This is a genomic window from Pseudorhizobium xiangyangii (assembly GCF_020531965.1).
GTDB classification, from domain to species: Bacteria; Pseudomonadota; Alphaproteobacteria; order Rhizobiales; family Rhizobiaceae; genus Neorhizobium; species Neorhizobium xiangyangii.
Genome location: NZ_JAJAWH010000002.1, coordinates 197008 through 212452, shown reverse-complemented (window position 1 = coordinate 212452; position 15445 = coordinate 197008). Strand labels below are relative to the sequence as shown.

Sequence of the window (15445 nt, the reverse complement as noted above, 5' to 3'; positions counted from 1 at the left end):
AAGCTTTGCGAGTCGGAAATGAGCCTCATGCTACCAATGGCATGGCTGGCGAAAGCCGTTGCTGCTAAAGGAAATTCTGAAAGAAGAATCGTCTGTCGAGGTTACGCTTATGGAACGGCCAGTTTTGCCCAAGGGTCTGCCGGAGGACATCGAGGAGAAGAAGGCACGCGCCAGGGCCTGGTTCGAGAGCCTGCGCGATACGATCTGCGCCTCCTTCGAAGCCTTGGAGGACGAGCTCGAAGGCCCCCTCTCCGACCAGCCCGCAGGGCGCTTCGTCGCCAAGGACTGGCTACGTGACGAAGGAAAGGGCGGCGGCGGTCGCATGTCGATGATGGAAGGCCGCGTCTTCGAGAAGGTCGGCGTCCATACGTCAACAGTTCACGGCGAATTTTCTGCTGATTTTCGCAACCAGATCCCGGGGGCCGAGGAAGATCCGCGCTTCTGGGCCTGTGGAATTTCGTTGATCGCTCATCCAGTCAATCCCAACGTGCCGGCCGTTCACATGAACACCCGCATGGTCGTCACGTCGAGCCATTGGTTCGGCGGCGGAGCCGACCTGACGCCCGTCCTCGACCGGCGCCGAATGCAGGACGACCCGGACAGCGTGATCTTCCACCGTGTCATGGAAGTGACCTGCAAACGTCATGAGGCCGTCGCCGATTATGACCGCTACAAGCAGTGGTGCGACGAATACTTCTTCCTCAAGCACCGCAATGAAGCCCGCGGCATCGGCGGCATCTTCTTCGACTGGCTGCATCCCGAAGAGGAAAAGGGCGGCTGGGAGGCGGATTTCGCCTTCGTTCAGGATGTCGGAAGAGCCTTCAACCTCGTCTATCCCAAGCTCGTGAGGACAAACTTCAACACGCCGTGGACGGAGGAGGACCGGGACGAACAACTGATCCGCCGCGGCCGGTATGTCGAGTTCAACCTGCTCCATGACCGGGGAACAATCTTCGGCCTGAAGACCGGCGGCAACGTGGAATCCATCCTCTCCTCACTGCCTCCCGTAGTGCGCTGGCCCTAGGAAAGAACGCCTCCGCAGCAGGAATAACGCAATATGTCGCAGTGCTAACATTTGGCATATCCAACGACTGGCAATGGTGCTAGCGTTCTCTCGGTTGCACCGGGAGGAGAACGCGATGAATGCGTTGAATAGCATGCCAGTGCCGCGACAGTACCCGTCCGAACGAGGATCGGAACGGAGCCGTCTCACTGATTCCCACGACATGATTGAACATCTCGCTGACGAACTGCGTTCGCGCAGCGATCCGTGCCTGCCTCGCGAGTTCTACATCGAGCAGGTGAAGCGGCAGCTTGCCGCACGTTCCGGCGCACCTGGCACAGCCAGGGATCAGGCAGACCCGAAGAACACGCTACAGTCGGCTTCGGTTTTTCAGGCCTGGGCGTTGCGCGAGTAGGCGGGCTGGAACGCCTGTCGTCTTCCCTTGTTATCCCTGTCGGGCGAGGCCCTGATCGGTTTCCTCCCCTGACACCCGACGAAAGGAGGATGCTATGAGACTGTTCGAATGCGGAACTCTTGTTCCGGGATGCCCCTGGCATACGCGCGCCGCCGAGGATGCGGAAGTGGTTCGGCGCTCAGTCGAACATCTACGCTCGGCACATGGCGAGGAAATTATCCGCGAGAACATGGTGGACAACATCAAGGCACGCATCCGCGACGACGCGGCGGCCGCGTGAGTTAGAGGCTGTCCTTAATCATGTCATCGAGCCGGGCGGTCAGCGCCGCCCGGTCCAGAGCGAAATTCCGCTCGATCCACACATTCTCCAGCGATGCCAGCAATTCGCCGACCCGCTTTCCAGCCGGAACGCCCGCCGCGAGCACATCCGCACCCGTCAGCGGGAATACCGGCTTCCGGTAGCGTTCGCCACGCTTCAGAAGATCGGACAGCCGCGCCGATTTGCGCATGGCAAAGGGGTCGCCTTCCGCAGCTGAACGAGCCGAGGCAAGCGCCAGTTTCGTCCGCATGACAATGCCCTGCGCTCCATGGCGGTAGAGCATCCGGTCGAAGCCGACATCCGTGACTTCATCCGGGAGAACCGGCGCGTTCGCCCAGGCCTGCAGCCTTGCGGCCTCTGCATTCGATGTGCGCAGGCGCTTCGAGAGCGCCTCGATGCGCGTGGCATCGTCGGGAATGATCGCCACCAGCCTCAGCAGCGGGTCGGGTGCCCATTTCAACGCCTGTTCCGTCGCCACCAGCCCATGAATGGCGTCGATGCCCCACTTCTCCGTCTCTGGCAGGATTTCCGTGAGAACGCCGGTCTGGCGCATCCACAAAAGAGCGCGGGAGGGGTCGGGCGCGGTGAGCAGCTTCTTCAACTCACTCCAGATCCGCTCCGCCGAAAGCGTCTTCAGCTTGTCCTTCGCCTTGGCCGACGTCCTCAATCCGTCGGCATCCGGCCGCCCCGAACCGTAATAGGCGAAAAACCGGAAGAAACGCAGGACGCGCAGGTAATCCTCAGCGATCCTGGTTTCCGCATCCCCGATAAAGCGGATGGTGCGCGTTTCGATGTCGGCCAATCCGCCGATCAGATCGATCACCTCGCCCTTGTCGTTCGCGTAGAGCGCATTGATCGTCAGGTCGCGGCGCTCCGCATCCGTCTTCCAGTCGGTGCCGAATGCGACTTGAGCCCGCCGTCCGTCCGTCTCGACGTCGCGGCGCAGCGTCGTCACCTCGAACCCCTTGCCCTCGAGAACCAGCGTCACCGTGCCGTGTTCTATGCCCGTCGGCACCGCCTTGATGCCGACGGCTTTCGCCCGCTCCACGACCACCTCCGGAACCAGGGTGGTCGCGATATCGATATCCCCGACCGCCAATCCCATCAGCGCATTGCGGATTGCTCCGCCGACGACCCGCCCCTCGCCACCGTCGGCGTTGAGGAGAGAGAAGATGCGTACAAGCGACGGATCCTGGAACCACGCTTCATGCGCCACCGAGGTCATGCATAGAGCCTTTCATAGAGGGTGCGGACGATGCTCGCGGTAATGCCCCAGATATTCCGCTCTTCATAGGGCAACTGGTAGAAATGCCGTTCCCGTCCATCCCAGACTCGGCTGCCCTTCTGGTGGTTGTTCGGGTCCATCAGAAAGGAGAGCGGCACCTCGAAGACATCGTCCACCTCGTGCGGGTTGAGTTTCAGTTCAAAGCCGCGATGAACGACGGAAAGCACTGGCGTGATGCGGAAACCCGTCGCCGCCAGATATTGCGGCAGGCGCCCCACGGGCTCCACGAAAACCGGCGCAAGACCGATCTCCTCCTCCGCTTCGCGCATTGCCGCCTCCTCTGGCGAGGCATCTTCCGGATCGATCGCGCCGCCCGGAAAGGCGATCTGGCCGGAATGTTTGCGCAGTGTCTCGGTGCGCCGGGTGAATATCACCTTGGCCTCGTCTCCGTCGTCGATCACCGGTACCAGCACGGCGGCGTCCTTGAGCCGCAGCCCCTCGATCAGCGGCATCAGGTCCGGATTGAGCAGGTGGTCGCCATGCTCGCGCCAGGCTCCCGCGATGGGGTTGCCAGTCTGATTGTGAGCGCGCTCCCTGAAGTCGCTGGCGGTATAGGCCGAATGTACCTTCATGCAAGCGCATCCAGTTCCGAAGCCGGCATCACCGGAAACACGTTGCCGCCGGAGCGGATTGCGAACATCCCGACGCCGTCGATGTCGATCGTCTCACCAAGCTCCACCAAGTCGTACATCACCGCCCGCGACACGAGCGCCTCAAGACGACCTCGTACAAGAAGATACGGCTTCAATTCATTGTTTTCGCCGGCAATCACGAAGCGCAGCGGATGCTCGGGTCCCGCCTCGACAACGTCACCGACATTTGTCCGGAACGTCAGCACCTGCTCGCCGTCCTGTTCGGACACGTTCATCTCGACCGCAAGGAATGGCGCATCGTGGATATGGATGCCGACCTTTTCCACAGGGGTGACGAGGTAGGTCTTGCCGTCCTCGTCCTTGCGCAGGACGGTCGAAAACAATCGCACAAGCGGTTGCCGGTCGATCGGCGTACCCATGTAGAACCACGTACCGTCGGCACGGATCTCCATGTCGAGATCGCCGCAGAAAGGCGGATCCCACCTTTCGACCGGCGGAAGGCCCGGTTTGCCGCCTGCCTTCTGCTCCGATGCGCGTGCGATCAGTGCGGCAAGTCCAGCGGCATCTGTCGCTGTCTGAATGGTTTCGCCTGCCATCTTTCAGTCCCGGTTCCGCTCTAAGCATCTATGTGTCACGAGATAGTCATTCAGGACGTTCTTGTCAGCCGCTTCTGCGGTAATAAGTTTGTCCGACAGGAACTGCTTGCTGCAACGCAACGATTCGCACATTGCAGCAGGATACCCGTCAAAGCCTCAGGGAGAGCGATATGGGTCTGATGAATTCCACCGAAACCGTTCTGGATGAAAAAGCCGTCGTCGCGGCCGCCGAGCAGGCGCTTGCCGACATTGCCGCGGTGCGCACGGAAGTCGCCAAGGTGATCTTCGGCCAGGAACGGGTGGTGGAGAATACCCTGCTGGCTCTTCTGTCCGGTGGCCATGCTCTTCTCGTCGGCGTTCCGGGCCTCGCCAAGACCAAGCTGGTCACCACGCTCGGCTCCGTTCTCGGCCTCGACGCGAACCGCATCCAGTTCACGCCGGACCTTATGCCTTCCGACATCGTTGGCTCGGAAGTGATGGATCAGGACGAAAACGGACGGCGTTCCTTCCGCTTCGTCAAGGGACCGGTCTTTGCCCAGCTCCTGATGGCGGACGAAATCAACCGCGCCTCTCCGCGCACCCAGTCCGCGCTGCTGCAGTCCATGCAGGAATATCACATTACCGTCGCCGGCCAGCGCTACGACCTCCCTGCGCCCTTCCATGTGCTCGCGACGCAGAACCCGCTGGAGCAGGAAGGCACCTATCCGTTGCCGGAAGCCCAGCTCGACCGCTTCCTCCTGCAGGTTGATGTGCTGTACCCGGAACTGGACGCCGAACGGCAGATCCTGCTGGAGACCACCGGCACGTCGGAAGCCAAGACGCGCGGCGTGATCACCGGGGCACGCCTGCAGGAAATCCAGGCGCTCATCCGCCAGATGCCGGTCAGCGAAAAGGTCGTGGACGCGATCCTCGCGCTGGTCCGTTCCGGCCGTCCCGGCCATGGCAATGCCACAACAGACAAGAACGTCGCCTGGGGCCCCGGTCCCCGTGCCGGGCAGTCGCTCATGCTGACTGCTCGTGCCCGTGCGCTCTATCAAGGCCGGCTCGCACCGTCGCTCGACGATGTCTACGCGCTGGCGGAACCCGTGCTCCAGCATCGCATGGCGCTCACGTTTGCCGCCCGCGCCGAAGGCATGTCGGTTCGCGACGTCATTGCAGGGCTTGTCAAGCAGGCCCGCAGCTAGAGCAAAGGGATTGCGCGTGGCATCCATTGGCCAGATCGTCGAACAGACCGCGGGCAGCGAGGTTCTTTCGCGCGCCCAGGCGCGGGCCGCCCTCGTGCCCGATTGCATGGTCGAGGCCAAGCGCATAGCCAACACGGTGATCGCCGGCTGGCACGGCCGCCGCAAGCGCGGCGTTGGCGAGAATTTCTGGCAGTTCCGGCCCTATGCCGAGGGCGAAAGCCTGTCGCGCATCGACTGGCGCCGCTCCGCCCGCGACGACCACACCTATATCCGCGACCGCGAATGGGAAGCCGCCCACACGGTCTGGCTCTCGTGCGATCTCTCTCCATCGATGATGTACAAGTCCACGTTCGGCACGGTCTCCAAGGAAAGCCGGGCGCTGGTGCTGATGCTGGCACTGGCGGAAATCCTCGCACGCTCCGGCGAACGCATCGGCTGCCCCGGCATCATGGAGCCCGTATCCTCCCGAAACGCAGCCGAGCGGCTTGCCGCCGCCATCATGCACGCGCCAACGACCAGCGGCCTGCCGGAAACGACGATGATCCACGGTCAAAGCGACCTCGTGCTGATCGGTGACTTCCTCGATGACGCCAACCGGATCATGGACCGCCTCACACCGCTTGCGCGTCGTGGTCTGCGGGGCCATGTCGTGGAGATCGCCGATCCCGCGGAGGAAACCTTCCCCTACACGGGGCGTACAGAATTCACCGATCCGGAAACCGGCGAAAAGCTCGTGTCCGGCCGCGCCGAGACGATCCGCGACGACTACCAGCGCGCCTATCTCCTGCGCCGGGAAACACTCGGCGAAGCGCTGCGCCGGCTCGGCTGGAGCTTCGCCTTCCACCGCACCGACCATCTGGCGTCCGAGGCGCTGGTCGCGGTCCACGGCTACCTCTCCGGCATGCCGGTCGCGAGCTTCGGCGGAGGCCGTTCATGAGTGCGTTCGCCTTCGCCAATCCAGCCATACTCCTCGGTCTTCTGGCTCTCCCGCTCATCTGGTGGCTGCTGCGCCTCACGCCGCCGCGCCCGAAGACGGAGGTCTTCCCGCCGCTCAGGATCCTCGCCAGCGTTCTGAAACGCGAGGAGACGCCGGCCAAGAGCCCGTGGTGGCTGACGCTGCTGCGCATGGCGCTTGCCGCCGCCCTCATCCTTGCGATTGCCGACCCGGTGCTCAACCCGCGCACGAACTCGCTCGCCACAGGCGGGCCGCTGGTCCTCGTCGTGGACAACAGCTGGGCGACATCGACCGATTGGGAACGCCGTGTCGAGACGGCCGAGGCGCTGATCAGCGACGCCGAGAACGCCGAGCTTCCCGTATCCATCACATTCACAGCCGATCCGACCCACGACGCCGTGCCCGGCAGCGCGCCCGCCGCCCGGGAAAAGCTGGCTGCCGCAACGCCACGGCCGCTCGTTGCCAATCGCGAGCGCGCGGCCGGCGCCGTCAGTGAAGCGTTGAACGGCACCACACCCGGCACGATCGCAATTCTCTCCGATGGCATTGCCGGCCCCTCCGATCAGGCCGCGCTCGATGCGCTCGCAGCCCTCTCGCCGGCGGAACTGCGCGTGCTGGAAGGCGATGGCGTGAGTGCCATGGCGATCACCTCGGCCACCAACAATGCCGAGGCAATGTCGGTCACCGCGACGCGATTGCCGACGGCTGCGGCGCGCAGCGTCACGGTCAACGCACTGGATACGCAGGGCCGTGCGCTGGCCTCCGGCACCCTTGAATTTGCCGCAGGGTCGGCAACGGCCACCGGCGAAATTTCCGCCCCGTTTGAGCTGCGCAACGATTTCGCCCGTCTGAACGTCGATGGTGTGGCGACGGCCGGCGCGGCGCACCTGCTCGACGACGGTTTCAAACGCCGCCGCGTCGCCCTTCTGGCCGGCGACAGCGGCAGCGATTTCCAGCCGCTTCTGCAACCGCTCTATTACATCAGCCGCGCCCTGCAGCCCTTCGCCGACCTCATTGAACCGACGACTGCCGACTTGTCCGTCTCGATACCGCAAGTGCTGGAGAGCAACCCGTCGGCCATCATCATGGCCGATATCGGACGCCTGCCGGCAGAAACCTATGAACCGCTGCAACGCTGGATCAACCGTGGCGGCATGCTGATCCGCTTTGCCGGACCGAGGCTTGCCGCGGCACCTGCGGATGATCCTCTGGTGCCGGTAATCCTGCGCCAGGGCGAACGCGCGCTCGGCGGCGCACTCTCCTGGTCCGAGCCCCAGCCGCTCGCCGAATTCCCGTCCTTCGGACCTTTCGCGGGCATGCCGCATGCGAACGACATCACGATCACCCGGCAGGTCCTCGCCCAGCCGACCCCGGATCTGGCGGAGCGCACTTGGGCGAGCCTCGCCGACGGCACCCCGCTCGTGACGACGCGGGAACAGGAAGCCGGCCGCATCGTTCTCTTCCATTCGAGTGCCGAAGCAACGTGGTCCAACATGCCGCTGTCCGGAAACTTCGTCGAAATGCTGCGGCGCCTCGTGCAGATGGCGCGGGCCGGCGGCGCGACCAGCAGTTCCGGCACGGAGGCTTCCACCGCTGCCCTTCCACCTTACCGCCTGTTGGACGCGGATGGCGTGCTCACGGCCGAGACCGGGGCGGCAAAGCCGATCACGGTCTTGGCCGGCCAGAACCCGGTTGCCGGATTCGATCACCCGCCCGGCCTCTACGGAACCGAGGACGGCTTCACCGCTGTCAATCTCCTGCCACCCGACACGGTGCTGGCGCCCTTCAACACCGCGATCTCCGGGCAGCAGGTGGTCCGCGACACGCTGATCGGCGAGGAGGCAAAATCTCTGCGCCCTATCCTGTTTGCCATCGCCTTTCTGCTTATCCTGCTCGACAGCCTGATCGTGCTGTTCATGAACGGTGTCTTTTCCCGTATGCCGCGGCTCAACCGACGCACTGCCGCCTCCCTCGCGGCATTGGCCACCCTCACGCTTTTCATCCACCCGGACATCGGTCGGGCCCAGGATGCCAAGCCCAATGATGAATTGATCCTGGAACGGCTAGACACCACCCACCTTGCCTATGTGGTTACGGGGGAGGCCGAGGTCGATCGGATTACCGAGCAAGGGCTGCAGGGGCTGACGGAATTCCTCACCTATCGCACGACGCTGGAGCCCGGCGCGCCCGTGGGTCTGGACATCGAGAGTGACGAACTGGCCTTCTATCCGATCATCTACTGGCCGGTGTCCGCCAATGCTCCCATGCCCTCGCAGGCCGCGATCTCGCGCATCGATGCCTATATGCGAAACGGCGGCACAGTGCTGTTCGACACCCGCGACCAGTTCTCGAGCCTCGACAATTCCGGAGCGACATCACCCAACGGCGAACGGCTCCAGGCGATCCTCGCCAACATCGACATTCCGCCCCTGGAGCCGACGCCGGAAGACCATGTCCTGGCGCGTTCCTTCTATCTTCTCACTGATTTTCCCGGCCGCTATTCCGGAAGTCCGCTTTGGGTGGAAGCCCGCCAGGAAGCGGCGCAGACCAACAGCCAGCTCTCTTCGTCCGGCGATGGCGTCACCCCGCTTCTGATCACCGCCAACGACCTTGCGGGGGCATGGGCCGTGAACGCGCAGGGCGTGGCCGTGCTGCCCACCATCCCTGCGGACGAAATGCAGCGGGAATACGCATACCGCGCCGGCGTCAACATCATGATGTACATGCTGACCGGCAACTACAAGGCGGATCAGGTCCATGTCCCTGCCCTCCTTGAACGGCTCGGCCAGTAAGGAGCGTCAGACGTGACAATCGAATTCGCTCCTTTCCTCCCGTGGCCTGCGCTGGCGGGACTTGCCGTCTTCGCGGCGCTCCTGTCGGCGCTTAGCTTCTGGCGCCGTATCCGCGGCGCAACGCTGCGGGCGCTGGCGCTTGCCGCTCTTCTGCTGGCGCTCTCCAATCCGCTTCTCATGCAGGAGGACCGCGAGCAATTGTCCACAGTCGTGCCGGTCATCGTCGACCGGTCGCAGAGCCAGGAAACGACGGGGCGAAACCCGCAGACCGATGCGGCGCTCGCCGGACTGCAGGAGCGTTTTGCCCGTTTCCCGCGCATAGAGACCCGCGTGGTCGAGGTTACGGACGATGCCGATACCGACACGCCGTCGACCAAGCTCTTCTCCGCCCTCTCCTCCGCTATATCGGACGTTCCTCCCGGACGCGTGGGCGGCGCTGTCTTTCTGACCGATGGCCAGATCCACGATCTGCCCGGTGTCAACCAGGACCTCTCCTTCAATGCCCCTATCCATGGCCTCGTAACCGGCCAGCCGGACGAATTCGACCGTCGGGTGCAGATCGTCCGGGCGCCGCGCTTCGGCATCGTCGGCGAGGAGCAGGAACTGTCCTTGCGCGTCTTCGACGATGGACGCACCGACGGCGGAACCGCCGATGTGACGGTGCGGATGAACGGCAAGGAAATTGCGACCCTTCAGGCGGCACCCGGCGCCGACACGCCCTTCACGTTCACCGTTCCGCGCGCTGGCAACAATGTGATGGAGTTTTCCGTCGCGGAAATTCCCGGAGAAGTGACCGCCGTCAACAACCGCGCCGTCCATGTCATCGACGGCATCCGCCAGAACCTGCGCGTCCTGCTGGTCTCCGGCGAGCCCCACGCCGGCGAGCGCGCCTGGCGGAACCTCCTGAAATCCGACGCTTCGGTGGATCTGGTACACTTCACCATTCTGCGGCCGCCGGAAAAGCAGGATGGCACGCCGATCAATGAGTTATCGCTGATTGCTTTCCCGACGCGTGAACTCTTCGTCGAAAAGATCGAGGACTTCGACCTCATCATCTTCGACCGCTACACGCACCGAAACGTCCTGCCGATCCTCTACTACGATTATATCGCGCAATACGTTCAGAACGGCGGCGCTCTCCTGATCGCCGCAGGCCCGGAACATGCCGGCGGCAGCTCGATTGCAGGGACGCCGCTGTCCCAGGTCCTGCCTGCCGATCCAACGGGCGAAATCCACAATGCCGGCTTCTATCCGCGACTGTCGGAGGAAGGTCAGAAGCATCCCGTCACACGCGGCCTCGATACGAGCGGCGAGGATCCGCCCCACTGGGGACGCTGGTTCCGCACCATCGACGTGGCACAGCCGCGCGGCCAGACGGTCATGACCGCAGATCAGGGTCGTCCGCTTCTCGTCCTCAACCGCGAGGCGGAAGGCCGCGTGGCCATGCTCCTGTCCGATCATGGCTGGCTCTGGGCTCGCGGTTTTGAAGGCGGCGGCCCGCACGTTTCGCTCTATCGCCGCATTGCCCATTGGCTGATGAAGGAACCGGAACTGGAGGAAGAGGCGCTGACGGCGCGCGCCGTCGGCCGCACGTTGGAAGCGACGCGCCAGACCATTGGCGACGATCCCGGCCCGGCAACGATCACCTACCCTTCCGGCCGGACGGAAACCGTCCCTCTCACCCAGAGCGGCCCGGGCCTCTATCGGTTCGAACGCCGCATGGACGAGACCGGGTTGTTCGAAGTCAAAAATGGAGATTTCTCTACTCTCGTCCACATCGGCACCGTCGATGCGCCCGAGTTCAAGGCAATGATCTCGACCGAGGAAACGCTGGTGCCCTATGCGGAAAAGACCAAGGGGCTGGTGACGCGGGTAGCCGACGGCGACGGCGTGACCCTGCCGGCCATCCTGCCTGTGCGCGGTGCGGTGCGGGTTCAGGACCCCAACCGCATGGTGATCCGCATGACGGACGAAACCGTGCTGAGGGGCGTCAACACCATTCCGCTGTTTGCGGGCTTCGGCGGGCTTTCGGTGCTACTCTTCGCCGTTGCTGCCATGTGGTGGCGCGAAGGCCGCTGAAGGTCGACGCGCGATGCGCGCCATCAGGCAATCGCCAGATCCTGTCGGCTGGCAGAACCTGGCATGACGGCCGCTGCGCCACCGGCCCCCTCCGCGACGGCGAAGCATTCGCGAACCTGCTGACGCAGCCAGGCATTGGCCGGGTCCTTGTCCGCATGCACGGCCCAGGCCATGTGCACCGGCGGCAAGGTCAGGCGAACAGGCATCGGGCTGACCTCCAGCCCCAGAAGACGACCATAGCGGTCGGCTACCCGCTTGGGGATCGTCGCTATCACGGGGCTTACCTGGGCGGATGAAAGTATGGACATGAATCCCGGCGCAGCCGTGGCCACGTTCAACTCGATGCCGGCAATCTCAAGCGCTTCCTTGATGCAGCCCTGCAGGCTTTCGCTCTGCGAAATCAGGGCGTGCTCCGATGCGAGATAGGCATCGAGACCGATGGGATTAGCCAGGTCGAGCAGATCGCGATTGAAGCAGCAGGCAAGCTCGACGTCGAAGAGCGTCTCGAACACGCGCCGGCTCGTCCTGGCAAAGGTGCATCCGACCACCAGATCGACGACGCCGTCCTCCAGGGAAGGCTCCCCTGCGTCATACGAGAACACGCGCGCCAGGACCCTGATACCGGGCGCCAGCCGCCGAAGCCGGGCCGTCAGATCCGGCAAAAGCAGCAGTTCGGTCTCCGGCTTCATGGCGATCCGGAAAACCCTCTCCTCCGTTGCTGGATCGAAGGCCTCCCCGCCGGAAAGCGCCAGTTGCGCCTGCCTGAGAGCCTGTCTCACCGGCACGGCAAGGCTGCGTGCCTTGGCGGTCGGCTGCATGACCTGGCCGACGCGTATGAACAACTCGTCCTGCAGCAGAACCCTCAGTGTCGAGAGTGAATGGCTCATTGCCGGCTGCTGGATCTTCAACCGCCGCGCCGCCTTGGTAACGCTCCCCTCCGAGATCAGCGCATCGAAGGCGATGAGGAGGTTGAGGTCGAAGGATCGCAGATTGAAATGAACGATAGTTACCATGAGCCGCATCGATTTGTTTGCTGATGCTTCGGTACATACGTGTTCTCCGGGTCAGTTCAAGACCTCCATCGCCGACCAATCCGGAGACCAAACATGCACACACGACGCACCCTTCTGAAGACGACCGCGGGCATGGCGCTTGCAGCCGGCGTCATCGGAGTTTTGCCACCCGTCGCCCTCGCCGGGGCTCCGATCGTCGGCCGGCAGGCGCCAGGCTACTATCGGCTGAAACTCGGCGAATACGAAGTCACCGCACTATCGGACGGAACGGCCGATCTGCCTATGGCGAAGATCTACGAGGGCATTGAGGAAAAGGACGCCGAAGCCCATCTCGCAGGCTATTTTCAGTCGAATCCGACCGAAACGTCGGTCAACGCCTATCTGGTGAATACGGGCGACCGGCTCGTCCTGATCGATGCCGGTAGCGGCAATCTGATGGGACCTGCACTCGGCAGGCTCGTCGCCAATCTCGAGGCATCCGGTTATCGGGCAGACCACATCGATGACGTGATCCTCACCCATATCCATACGGATCACTCGGGCGGATTGTCGCGTGACGGTCGCCGGGTGTTCGAAAATGCCATTGTCCGTGTAAACAAGCGCGAAGTGGATTTTTGGCTCGACGGCCAGGCCGGCGATACACTCAAGAACTTCGTCGCTGAGGCGAAGGCCAGCGTAGGACCCTACGTCGATGCCGGCCGATTGGAGACCTTTGCAGACGACGCGCCGCCCATCCCCGGTTTCCAGTCAGTCCTGCGCCCCGGGCATACGCCGGGACACAGTGCCATCATCGTCGAGAGCAACGGCGAAAGGATCGTCTTCTGGGGAGACATCACCCACGGCGATGTGCTGCAATATGATCGGCCGGAGATCACGGTCGAGTTCGACGTCGATCAGCCCCAGGCGGCGAAAACACGCGCAGTCGCTTTTGCGGAAGCTGCAAACGAAAAATATCTCGTTGCCGGCGCTCACGATGCATTTCCCGGCATCGGGCATGTCCGACGCGACGAAACGAATTACGACTGGGTGCCACTAGTCTACAGCGCCAACTACTGATCTTCAGCCCGGGCGACCTCTCAGTGGAGGCGCCCGCGCTTTTCCATTGTTGTCATGCGAGCGATGATGCCCGGGTCTCCGCGTCAATCCGGAAGGCCGCAATGGCTGCCAGCAACAACAGGCCCGCGAAGATTGCGATTGCAAGTCCGAAGCTATGAGCCACAACGAGCCCCATGAGCGACGGAGCGAGAAGTCCGCCGAAGCGAGCCATCGCTCCGGCCGCACCCATGCCGGTTGCACGGGAGGCGGTGGGATAGAGTTCCGGCGTATAGGCATAAAGGGCGCCCCAGGTGCCGAGCAGCGCGAAGCTCATGATCAGGAGCGATGCGCCGATCAGTATCCCGCCACTTGCGACGACGAACAGAAGGCATCCTGCCGCCGATAGCACACAAAAGCCGATCAATGTCGGCCGGCGGCCCCATTTTTCGACGCCGTAGGCCGCCAGCGCATATCCGGGAAGCTGTGCAAGCGCGATCAGCACGAGGAAGCCGTAGCCGCGCACGAAGCCGAAACCTTCGCCTGCCAGCCGCGGCGGCATCCAGGTGAAGATGCCGTAATAGGATATCGAGACCAGGAACCAGATTGCCAGGATCATGACGCTGCGACGGCGAAGCGCGCCGGAAAAGATCCGCGTTTCCTGCGGCGGTGGCGGCGATACCAGATACTGGTCGGCCGCAATCGGATGCTTGCCGTTGGTGATGAGGATCTGGTCGACAATCGACTTCGCCTCGTCACTGCGCCCGTTTCGCATCAGATAGAGTGGCGATTCGGGAACGAGAAAACGCAGGCCGATGCCGATCAGAGCCGGAAGTGCGGTCACCGCGAAGATATAGCGCCATGCATCCTCCACGCCTGCGACGCTGGCCGCCCAGGCGGCCAGCGCGACGACCAGCGTACCGACAGCCCAGAAGCCTTCGAGAAGCACCAGCCAGCGCCCGCGGTTCTTTGCCGGCAGGAACTCGGCCATCATCGCATAATCGACCGGCAGCGTCCCGCCGACAGCGACACCAGTCAGGAAGCGCAGCACAAGAAGGATGGTAAAGTCCGGCGCAAAGATCGACAACGTACCGAATATCGCGTCACACAGGACAGTGACGATCAGGACGTTGCGACGCCCGATCCGGTCGGCGAGCCGTCCGAAACCGATTGCCCCCAACAGCATCCCGAGAAAGAAGAGTGTTCCGGTCTGCAGCGCCTGCGGGACCGTCAATCCGAACGTCGCGGCGATCGAGGCCGCGGTGAAGCCGACGGCGAGAACCTGCATGGCGTCCGCCGCCCATACCAAGCCGAAAATGCCCATCAGCCGTCTCTGGTAGGTCCCCGCCCCGGCGCGATCGAGCGCCTCGTCAATCGTAATTGCCGCCATTCCACCATCCCCTGTGCAGACGAAAGGTCGCCGGAGAAGGCCCGGGACCCAGCTCTTGCTTAGAGGAGACGTTCTATTTGCGCCAGTAAATTGTTCCTTTGAGACGCGCATGCACGTCTGGCGCCATCGGCACGACCAGCACCCGGCCGGGATCGACAGGCCCCGGGAATTCCAGGGCGTTATAGGCGACCTTCTCGAACCCGAGCGGCATGTAGTAAGGCGGATCGCCCACCAGGATGACGGCCTGCGATCCCTTCCGCCGTGCCGCTTCGATGGCAATACGCACAAGCTCGCGACCGATGCCCTTGTTCTTATGGGAAGGACGCACGGCAAGCGGCCCCAGAAGATGCCCTTTCGCCGCACCCGCAAAGACAGGCGTCATCCGCACCGATGCAATCGTTTCGCCGTCGTCCGTGCAGACGAAGGAAAGCGATCGGTCGTGCGGCCCTTGCTCGCGGATGCGTGCGGCCGCCCGGGTATGACGGCCGGGGCCGAATGCTTCCGCATTGATAAGCTCGATGACGGCATCATGCGACGCGTCCTCGGTGAGGTAGACAAGGTCGTGCTTTGGAAGAAGTTGCGGAGACATGGTGAACCGAAGCCGTAGAAAAAGAGCGGACAGGACAAGCGATATCGATGACGCCGTCATTGGCGTCTTGGTCGATCATCGGCGTCGTCGTAGTGCCCGTACTTCGGTCATGAGGTGGATGTTCCCGAAAATTGTGGAAAGCGAGGTAGCAGGATTTTTTTCGCCCGTCCAATGCAAAAACGCTGCGTTCGCAAATTGGC

Annotated in this window: 14 protein-coding genes; 8 read left to right on the top strand and 6 right to left on the bottom strand. The window is 63.2% G+C overall.

Annotated elements, in window-relative coordinates:
* Positions 1 to 109: 109 nt before the first annotated feature.
* The 3 genes from hemF to LH464_RS02375 all read left to right on the top strand — a co-directional run bounded on the left by hemF (position 110) and on the right by LH464_RS02375 (position 1698).
* Positions 110 to 1024 carry an oxygen-dependent coproporphyrinogen oxidase gene (gene hemF, locus LH464_RS02385; protein WP_226784759.1) on the top strand — a complete coding sequence of 305 codons (915 nt, stop codon included), beginning with the start codon at positions 110 to 112 and terminating at the stop codon, positions 1022 to 1024.
* Positions 1025 to 1139: 115 nt separating this feature from the next.
* A complete protein-coding gene (locus LH464_RS02380; RefSeq protein WP_226784758.1) occupies positions 1140 to 1418 on the top strand; it encodes a hypothetical protein in 279 nt (92 codons plus the stop codon).
* 94 nt (positions 1419 to 1512) lie between these two features.
* Positions 1513 to 1698 (top strand): DUF1059 domain-containing protein, encoded by a 186-nt coding sequence (locus LH464_RS02375; protein ID WP_226784757.1) that lies wholly within the window; start codon positions 1513 to 1515, stop codon positions 1696 to 1698.
* Position 1699: 1 nt separating this feature from the next.
* On the opposite strand, the gene LH464_RS02370 is transcribed toward LH464_RS02375, so the two are convergent.
* From LH464_RS02370 to LH464_RS02360, 3 genes are read right to left on the bottom strand one after another with little or no spacing between them, the layout of a single operon-like run.
* Complete coding sequence (locus LH464_RS02370; protein ID WP_226784756.1) at positions 1700 to 2962, bottom strand: CCA tRNA nucleotidyltransferase; 1263 nt, start codon at positions 2960 to 2962, stop codon at positions 1700 to 1702.
* Positions 2959 to 3594 carry a CoA pyrophosphatase gene (locus tag LH464_RS02365; RefSeq protein WP_226784755.1) on the bottom strand — a complete coding sequence of 212 codons (636 nt, stop codon included), beginning with the start codon at positions 3592 to 3594 and terminating at the stop codon, positions 2959 to 2961. The genes LH464_RS02370 and LH464_RS02365 overlap by 4 nt, the downstream gene beginning before the upstream one ends.
* Positions 3591 to 4211, bottom strand: a complete 621-nt coding sequence (locus LH464_RS02360) for a DUF1285 domain-containing protein (RefSeq protein ID WP_226784754.1) — start codon at positions 4209 to 4211, stop codon at positions 3591 to 3593. The genes LH464_RS02365 and LH464_RS02360 overlap by 4 nt, the downstream gene beginning before the upstream one ends.
* A gap of 170 nt (positions 4212 to 4381) precedes the next feature.
* Between LH464_RS02360 and LH464_RS02355 the strand changes: the two genes are divergently transcribed.
* From LH464_RS02355 to LH464_RS02340, 4 genes are read left to right on the top strand one after another with little or no spacing between them, the layout of a single operon-like run.
* Positions 4382 to 5395 carry an AAA family ATPase gene (locus LH464_RS02355; protein WP_226784753.1) on the top strand — a complete coding sequence of 338 codons (1014 nt, stop codon included), beginning with the start codon at positions 4382 to 4384 and terminating at the stop codon, positions 5393 to 5395.
* 16 nt (positions 5396 to 5411) lie between these two features.
* Positions 5412 to 6332, top strand: a complete 921-nt coding sequence (locus tag LH464_RS02350) for a DUF58 domain-containing protein (protein WP_226784752.1) — start codon at positions 5412 to 5414, stop codon at positions 6330 to 6332.
* Positions 6329 to 9142, top strand: coding sequence for a DUF4159 domain-containing protein (locus LH464_RS02345; protein ID WP_226784751.1), 2814 nt, complete (start codon positions 6329 to 6331; stop codon positions 9140 to 9142). The genes LH464_RS02350 and LH464_RS02345 overlap by 4 nt, the downstream gene beginning before the upstream one ends.
* A gap of 12 nt (positions 9143 to 9154) precedes the next feature.
* Positions 9155 to 11221 (top strand): hypothetical protein, encoded by a 2067-nt coding sequence (locus LH464_RS02340; protein ID WP_226784750.1) that lies wholly within the window; start codon positions 9155 to 9157, stop codon positions 11219 to 11221.
* A 23-nt stretch (positions 11222 to 11244) separates the two neighbouring features.
* Here the strand turns inward: LH464_RS02340 and LH464_RS02335 are convergent, their stop codons facing one another.
* Positions 11245 to 12234: a LysR family transcriptional regulator gene (locus tag LH464_RS02335; RefSeq protein ID WP_226784749.1), complete on the bottom strand. Its 990-nt coding sequence runs from the start codon at positions 12232 to 12234 to the stop codon at positions 11245 to 11247.
* Between the two features lie 93 nt (positions 12235 to 12327).
* Between LH464_RS02335 and LH464_RS02330 the strand changes: the two genes are divergently transcribed.
* On the top strand, positions 12328 to 13290 hold the full coding sequence (locus LH464_RS02330) for an MBL fold metallo-hydrolase (RefSeq protein WP_226784748.1): 963 nt from the start codon (positions 12328 to 12330) through the stop codon (positions 13288 to 13290).
* Positions 13291 to 13342: 52 nt separating this feature from the next.
* Here the strand turns inward: LH464_RS02330 and LH464_RS02325 are convergent, their stop codons facing one another.
* Both LH464_RS02325 and LH464_RS02320 read right to left on the bottom strand, forming a co-directional pair.
* A complete protein-coding gene (locus LH464_RS02325; protein WP_226784747.1) occupies positions 13343 to 14656 on the bottom strand; it encodes an MFS transporter in 1314 nt (437 codons plus the stop codon).
* A 73-nt stretch (positions 14657 to 14729) separates the two neighbouring features.
* Complete coding sequence (locus LH464_RS02320) at positions 14730 to 15245, bottom strand: GNAT family N-acetyltransferase (RefSeq protein ID WP_226784839.1); 516 nt, start codon at positions 15243 to 15245, stop codon at positions 14730 to 14732.
* Between the last annotated feature and the right edge of the window lie 200 nt (positions 15246 to 15445).